This window comes from Cryobacterium sp. MLB-32 (assembly GCF_000738085.1).
GTDB lineage: Bacteria > Actinomycetota > Actinomycetes > Actinomycetales > Microbacteriaceae > Cryobacterium.
Window position 1 is genome coordinate 1 of record NZ_JPRS01000200.1, and the last position, 6586, is coordinate 6586.

Consider the following 6586-nt stretch of genomic DNA (forward strand, 5'->3'; position numbering starts at 1 on the left):
CCCGCTTTGTTTTAACCCTCGCGGTCCTCTGCGTTTCGCGGAAAGCGGAAAACGGGTGCTCCAGCGGGTGAAACTGCCCTGAAATGGCCGAAAAACGCCGTAAATCCGGGGATCTTGGCGGATCAATGCTAGATTTCAACTCGGTCGATCCGACCAGCGGGGCTTCTCTCCTGGGGAGCATCCGCATTACGAATATCGCTGTTTTTACAGACGAAGGTCCGAGGAGGACACTCAATGGCTGACAAGTCGCTGAACAAGACCGAGCTCGTTGCCAAGGTTGCCGCTGACTCCGGACAGAGCCAGGCTGCCGTTGACGGCGTTCTGAACGCTTTCTTTGCAACCCTCGCCGAGACCGTTGCCGCTGACGGCAAGGTCACCATCCCGGGATGGTTGGGCGTCGAGCGCACCGCAACCGCCGCTCGCACCGGCCGCAACCCGCAGACCGGTGAAGAAATCGCCATCGCTGCCGGCCACCGCGTCAAGCTGACCGCCGGAAGCAAGCTCAAGGCTGCCGCCAAGTAGCTTTCAGTACCCTTCATAAGCGGAAAAGGGCGGCGACCTCACGGTCGGTGCCCTTTTTTGTGCCCAGATGTGGGCCAGCGGTGCGTAGTTGGGCGCACCTGCGGACGCGTCACAGGCGGCACGGTTAAGATTGGCTCGTGCCTCGTCTTGTCCGCGTTCTCGGCCCCTCAGTTCTGCTGCTGGTCGCGTTCCTGTCCACCCTGGTCGCCCTCAATGCCGGTGGGGGAGCGGCTGCCCAGCTGCTCGCCGACCCGGGCCCGGTCGTGCGCTGGGGGCTGCCGGTCGCCAAGATGCTGGTGAACGTCAGTGCGGCCGGCGCGATCGGTGCCCTCATGCTCGCGATCTTCGCGCTGAGCCCGCGGGAGCGCGAGTTCTCCTTCGCCCTCGACTTCGCCGCAGCATCCGCTGCCTTCTTCGCTGTCGCGTCCGCGGTGACGGGGTTCTTGACGTTCCTGTTAGTCACGAACGCGACCGTGAGCCTGAACGATCGTTTCAGCGCCACGGTCGGACAATTCTTCAGCCAGATCGAGCTCGGCCAGGCCTGGCTCGCCACCACCCTGATCGCAGCGCTCGTCACCGTGCTGTGTTTCGCCGTGCGCAATCAGACGGCGCTCGTGTTCGTCTTCGGCATCGCCCTGCTCTCCCTGTTGCCGATGGCCCAGCAAGGGCACTCCGCCGGGGCTTCCGGACACAATGCGGCCATCACCGCTCTCGGCCTGCACCTCGTATTCGCGGCGATCTGGCTCGGTGGGCTGCTCACTATCGTGCTGCTGCGCAACCATCTTGGCAAGGACAGGCTGAACGACGTGCTGGGCCGATATTCGGCCCTCGCCCTCCTGTCCTTCGTCGTGGTCGCGGCATCCGGTTACGTGAGTGCCGAACTCCGCGTGGGCACCTGGGAAAACCTGTTCACCCCCTACGGCCTTCTCGTAGTGGTGAAGGTGGCGGCCCTGATCGTGTTGGGCTGCTTCGGCATTCTGCACCGCCGGTTCTTCATCGGCCGAATGAAAGCCGCCGAGTCTGGCCGTCGATGGTTCTGGTGGTTGGTCGTGGCCGAGCTCGGCTTCATGGGCCTCGCATCGGGAGTGGCGGCGGCGCTCGCCCGCACCGCGACGCCGGTTGCCCAGGTCCTGGCAACGGATATTCCTACGTCGACCCCGGCGCAGATCCTCACTGGGGAGCCGCTGCCGCCGGAGCTCACCTTCGCGCGGTACTTCACCGAGTGGAACGTGGATCTGGCCTGGTTGTTGTTCTGCGCCTTCGGCATCTTCTTCTACCTCGCGGGGGTCTGGCGTCTGCACCGCCGCGGCGACAAGTGGCCCATCTATCGTTCCGTGCTCTGGGTCAGCGGTCTCGTGATCCTGTTCTACCTCACGAGCGGCGGGCTCAACGTTTACGTCGACTACCTGTTTTCGGCGCACATGCTCATGCACATGATGCTCACCATGCTCGTGCCGGTGCTGCTGGTTCCCGGTGCCCCGGTGACGCTGGCGGCACGCGCCATCCGCAAGCGCCAGGACGGCAGTCGAGGCGGGCGGGAGTGGATTCTCATCGCGGTGCACTCGAAGTTTGCCGGCATCGTTGCCAACCCCCTGGTCGCGGCCGGTCTCTTCGCCGGGTCGCTCTGGGTGTTCTACTACACGCCGATCTTCAGCTGGGCCACTACGGACCATATCGGTCACCAGTGGATGATCGTGCATTTTCTCATCACGGGGTATCTCTTCGTGCAGTCCCTCATCGGGATCGATCCCGTTCCATACCGCCTTGCGTACCCGTTCCGGTTGCTGCTGCTGATCGGCACCATGGTCTTCCACGCCTTCTTCGGGGTGGCGCTGATGATGGGCACGAGCCTGCTCCTCGCGGACTGGTACGGCGCCATGGGTCGTACCTGGGGGCTGAGTGCGATCGCCGACCAGCAGATGGGTGGCGGTGTGGCGTGGGGCGTGGGCGAGCTACCCACGATCGCCCTGGCGATCGTGGTGGCCGTGCAATGGAGCCGAGATGACGCCAAGGTGTCCAAGCGCCTCGACCGTCAAGCGGACCGCACCAACGATGCGGAACGGCTCGAATACAACGCCAAGCTCGCCAAAATGGCAGCCCGCGACCGGTAGCGGTCAGCACGGCCGAACGCGCCGGTCAGTCGAGCCGACTAGTGCAGCTGGATAGCCAGCGCTCCGCTCGGCTGGATTGCGACGCTCAGGCCCATGGTGAACGGAACGTTCTCGTCGCGGGTTTCGATGCTGCCGTCGAAGAGCGACTGCACCTGAACTTCGATGTGGGCCTGCCCGAGCGTTCCGGGCATCTCGAAGCGGTCGTCGCCCGCGGTCAACGACACGGCCGGATAATCCGCCATGGACCAGATAGGCGCCTTCAGAACCCGGTTGTCGATCGTGATCCCGAACGGGCAGTTTGTGGGCTGCAGCACGGTCTGCGTGGCGCAGACGTCGAGGAAGTCGTTGAGTTCACCCTGCACCTGGGCGATGAAGGCCTCGTTGGGTACGGCATCGACCGAGACCGCGGCCAGCCCGGGCGCGGTCACGGGGATCGGCACCGGAGCGGCCGCGAGCAGTGCGGACGTGTGGCTGAAGGTGTAACGGGCCGGCGCGAAGGCCAGGTAGGTGGCGGTGTTAGAGAAGGAGGGTGGCGCGTCGGCGGCAGCGTGCGCGCGGGTGTCGAGGGTGAGGCCATTCACCGAAAACGTCGACTCGTGCTCCACGGTCACCGCGAGCTGGGCGAGGGGGCTGATGGCGAAGCGCCAGCTGTCGAATACTCCAGCGAACCGACCCGCGCTCTGCACGGCAAACTGCATCGTGGAGGCCTGGCCGTCGAGGGCGAAGTCGTAGACCACGGTGTGCAGCCCCGGTGATTCTTCCACGTCGCTCACGAGCGTGATGTCGGTGATTTCTCCCAGAACGGATGCCCGCAGCAACGTGTTCGGCACATCCGTTGCGAGTCCGGCAGCCTCTAGCTGAGCGTTCGTGGCGACCACCCCATCGAGAGCGAGGGCTCCCGCGGTATCGGTGCGGGCCAGAGCGTCGAGGTACTGGCGCACAAACCCGCTGGCGCTGTACACCTCTTTATTGAGGGAACCGACGGTGGCGAAGAGGGCACTGACGAGCAGGGCGGCGACGACGGCCACGGCGATCGAGGCACGCACGACCGCGGTGCGGTGCTTTCGGTCGACTACTCTCACTCCAATATCCTACGGGCGAGCCGCCCGCTCTACACTCACGGCAGAAATCCAGAGGAAGGTATCGTCATGCCCCGTCGACGCGCAGTTGATAGCCGTGTGATCGACGAATTCTCGATCCAACTGCTCGCGCAGTCAGTGAGCGCGTGCCGGGCCATTACAGTGGATTGAGCGAGCCGCGCGCGGCCCGACCGAAAGTCCTGCGCTATCGAAAGTACTGAGTGTCTGAGATCCCACTGTCCCGTGAACAGGCCGCCGTCTTCGCGGCCATCGAGGGAACCCGCCAGAACATCTTCGTGACCGGTCGGGCAGGAACGGGCAAGTCCACACTCCTGAACCACCTGTCGTGGAACACCAGCAAGCAGATCGTCATCGCCGCCCCCACCGGGGTGGCGGCGCTCAACGTGGGCGGGCAGACCATCCACTCCCTGTTCCGCCTGCCCATCGGCGTGATCGCCGACAGCCCGATCGACCAGAATGACCAGGTTCGCAAACTACTCAACACCATCGACACCCTCGTGATCGACGAGGTGTCCATGGTCAACGCCGACCTGATGGATGCGATCGACCGCAGCTTGCGGCAGGCACGCCAGCGCCCGCACGACACCTTCGGCGGGGTGCAGATTGTGCTCTTCGGTGACCCGTACCAGCTGGCTCCCGTACCCGGCGGTCCGGAGGAACGTGCGTACTTCGCCGACCACTATCGATCGATGTGGTTCTTTGATGCGAAGATTTGGCGCGATGCCGAGTTGCGCATCGTCGAGCTCACGGAGATCCACCGGCAGAGTGACTCAGACTTCAAGCTGATGCTCAATGCCGTGCGGCACGGGCAGGTGACGCCGGCGATCGGCGGCGCACTCAACGCCGCCGGGGCTCGGACCCCGCCGACCGACGGCGTGATTACGCTGGCGACGCGCAATGATTCCGTGAACCGGATCAACGCATCCGCCCTCAAACGCCTTTCTGGTAAGTCGCTCACGGCGAAGGCGGACGTGACGGGTGATTTCGGCGGCAGAACGTTCCCGGCAGACGAGGTGCTCGAGCTCAAGGTGGGTGCGCAGGTCATGTTCCTGCGTAACGACTCTCCGCTCGACGGCGGGCCGCGATGGGTGAACGGCACGATCGGCACCGTCACCAAGGTGGACTCGACGGTGTTCGTGGAGGTCGACGGGCACACCCACGAGGTGGAACCGGCGGTGTGGGAGAAGTACAAGTACACCTACAACGCAGCCACCAAGAAGATCAAAAAGGACGTCGTCGCGGAGTTCACCCAGTTTCCGCTGCGGTTGGCCTGGGCCGTGACCATTCACAAGTCCCAGGGCGCGACCTATGAGCGGGCGGTGGTGGACCTCGGTGCACGTGTGTTCAGCCCCGGACAGACCTACGTGGCGCTCAGTCGGCTGACGAGTCTTGACGGGCTGTATCTCACCCGGCCGCTGCGACCGAGCGACATCATCGTGGACGAGAATGTGCAGCGGTTCATGAACATTCCACCGTCGGAGGCACCGGGCCTCCTGCCGGCAACGCCGGACGCTTAACGCGACATGCGCGCTCCCCGAGGGAGAGCGCGCATGTGGCGAGCCTCATGACCCCTGTGGTCTCATGATGCTCGTGGCACTAGTGATCCTGGTGGCCACCGCCATCGAGAAACTCCAGCGCTGGAATTGAGTGCGACCCGTGTGGAGTGGCGTGGAGTCCGGCGTTCGTCGCTGCCAGAGCCGGTGTCGTCAGCCCTGAGAAGATGACACCGCCGAGAATGAGAGCCGTCATGAACTTCCACCCGGCGGGCTGCGCAACGGAAGCCAGGACGGGCTTTCCGCTCGCCACCTTCCGGGCAATGACGGCGAGCGAGATGGCCAGGAAGACGTTGAACAACGAGGCCACAAACATCGGGAAAAGCGGAAGGCCGATGGATGCCGCAGCGACGCCGAGACCGCTGCCGAGGGTTGCCGTCGCGGCCCAGACCGCGACGGGAACCAGCGCCGCTCCCAGGGTGACCCGGGTGAGAACGAGACGGCCGGCGTAGAGGGTGGCGACGCCCCAGCCGAGCTCGGCGATGCCGAACACGACCAGGAGCGCCGATAGGGGGAAAGGAGCCCCCGCCCCGACGGCGAGGTGGATCAGTCCCGCACCGACGGCAGAGAAGGCAAGCCATAGACGTGTTGCCGGGGCCATCAGAGGCTCCTTTCCGGTGGAAGCGATCGAGACTAGGCCGTTGCGGTCTTCTGCACGGACTTGTCTGCGCCCAGTCCGACTCCGAGCAGCACGATCGCGCTGGCGAGGTGCAGGAAGTGGTCGGCCGTGTTCAGCGCGAGGATATTGAGGCTCGTGCCCACGAGGAAGAACCCGACAATGCCGAGCAGGAGGTAGACCGCGCCGATCGTCGTGTTGGTGGCCTTGGCCGCGGAGACGGTGGAGAGGCCTGCGATGAGCAGGGCGGCACCGATCAGCAGGTGGGCGACGTTGTGCAGGGGGTTGACCTCGAACACTCCGAGGATCAGGCCTCCGGACGTTGCGACAAAGGCCACACCGCCCGTGTACGCGAAGCCGAGCAGGCCAACGAGAAGGTAGACCGCGCCGAAAATGGTCGCGATCAGGCGGTTGGGTGATTGAGTCATGTCGATTGCCTCCTAGAGATTCCACGGCGAGCCCGTGTCTTGTCTATCTATTCGGAGATCCAGTCGACTCGGATTGGTATCACAGGGAGCAGTTTTCGGCCGGGGCTCCGTCAGCGCGAATTATATCGCTTTTGGCACGGCTGCAACAGGTATAGGTGCTGTGTTCTCTCCGCGAGTCCGCTCAGATCTTCACTGGCCGTAGGTGGGCCTGCAGATTTGTGCTGGGCATTGAACGTCTGGCGTGGCGGCTATCCGG

6 protein-coding genes are annotated in these 6586 nt (G+C 64.4%); 3 read left to right on the forward strand and 3 right to left on the reverse strand.

The annotated features are described in order from the left end of the window. The first annotated feature begins 234 nt into the window (after positions 1–234). Both JF66_RS15745 and JF66_RS15750 read left to right on the forward strand, forming a co-directional pair. Positions 235–522, forward strand: a complete 288-nt coding sequence (locus JF66_RS15745) for an HU family DNA-binding protein (RefSeq protein ID WP_035835256.1) — start codon at positions 235–237, stop codon at positions 520–522. A gap of 137 nt (positions 523–659) precedes the next feature. Beyond that, positions 660–2633: a cytochrome c oxidase assembly protein gene (locus tag JF66_RS15750; protein WP_035879521.1), complete on the forward strand. Its 1974-nt coding sequence runs from the start codon at positions 660–662 to the stop codon at positions 2631–2633. A 38-nt stretch (positions 2634–2671) separates the two neighbouring features. Here JF66_RS15750 and JF66_RS15755 read toward each other — a convergent pair whose 3' ends face one another. After that, a complete protein-coding gene (locus tag JF66_RS15755; RefSeq protein ID WP_035879522.1) occupies positions 2672–3715 on the reverse strand; it encodes a hypothetical protein in 1044 nt (347 codons plus the stop codon). 218 nt (positions 3716–3933) lie between these two features. Here JF66_RS15755 and JF66_RS15760 point away from each other — a divergent pair, with 218 nt between their 5' ends. Next, positions 3934–5250 carry an ATP-dependent RecD-like DNA helicase gene (locus JF66_RS15760; RefSeq protein WP_035879523.1) on the forward strand — a complete coding sequence of 439 codons (1317 nt, stop codon included), beginning with the start codon at positions 3934–3936 and terminating at the stop codon, positions 5248–5250. Positions 5251–5329: 79 nt separating this feature from the next. On the opposite strand, the gene JF66_RS15765 is transcribed toward JF66_RS15760, so the two are convergent. Both JF66_RS15765 and JF66_RS15770 read right to left on the reverse strand, forming a co-directional pair. Then, a complete protein-coding gene (locus JF66_RS15765; RefSeq protein WP_051973630.1) occupies positions 5330–5887 on the reverse strand; it encodes a hypothetical protein in 558 nt (185 codons plus the stop codon). A gap of 32 nt (positions 5888–5919) precedes the next feature. Further along, positions 5920–6330, reverse strand: a complete 411-nt coding sequence (locus JF66_RS15770) for a DUF4383 domain-containing protein (protein ID WP_035879525.1) — start codon at positions 6328–6330, stop codon at positions 5920–5922. Positions 6331–6586: the final 256 nt, after the last annotated feature.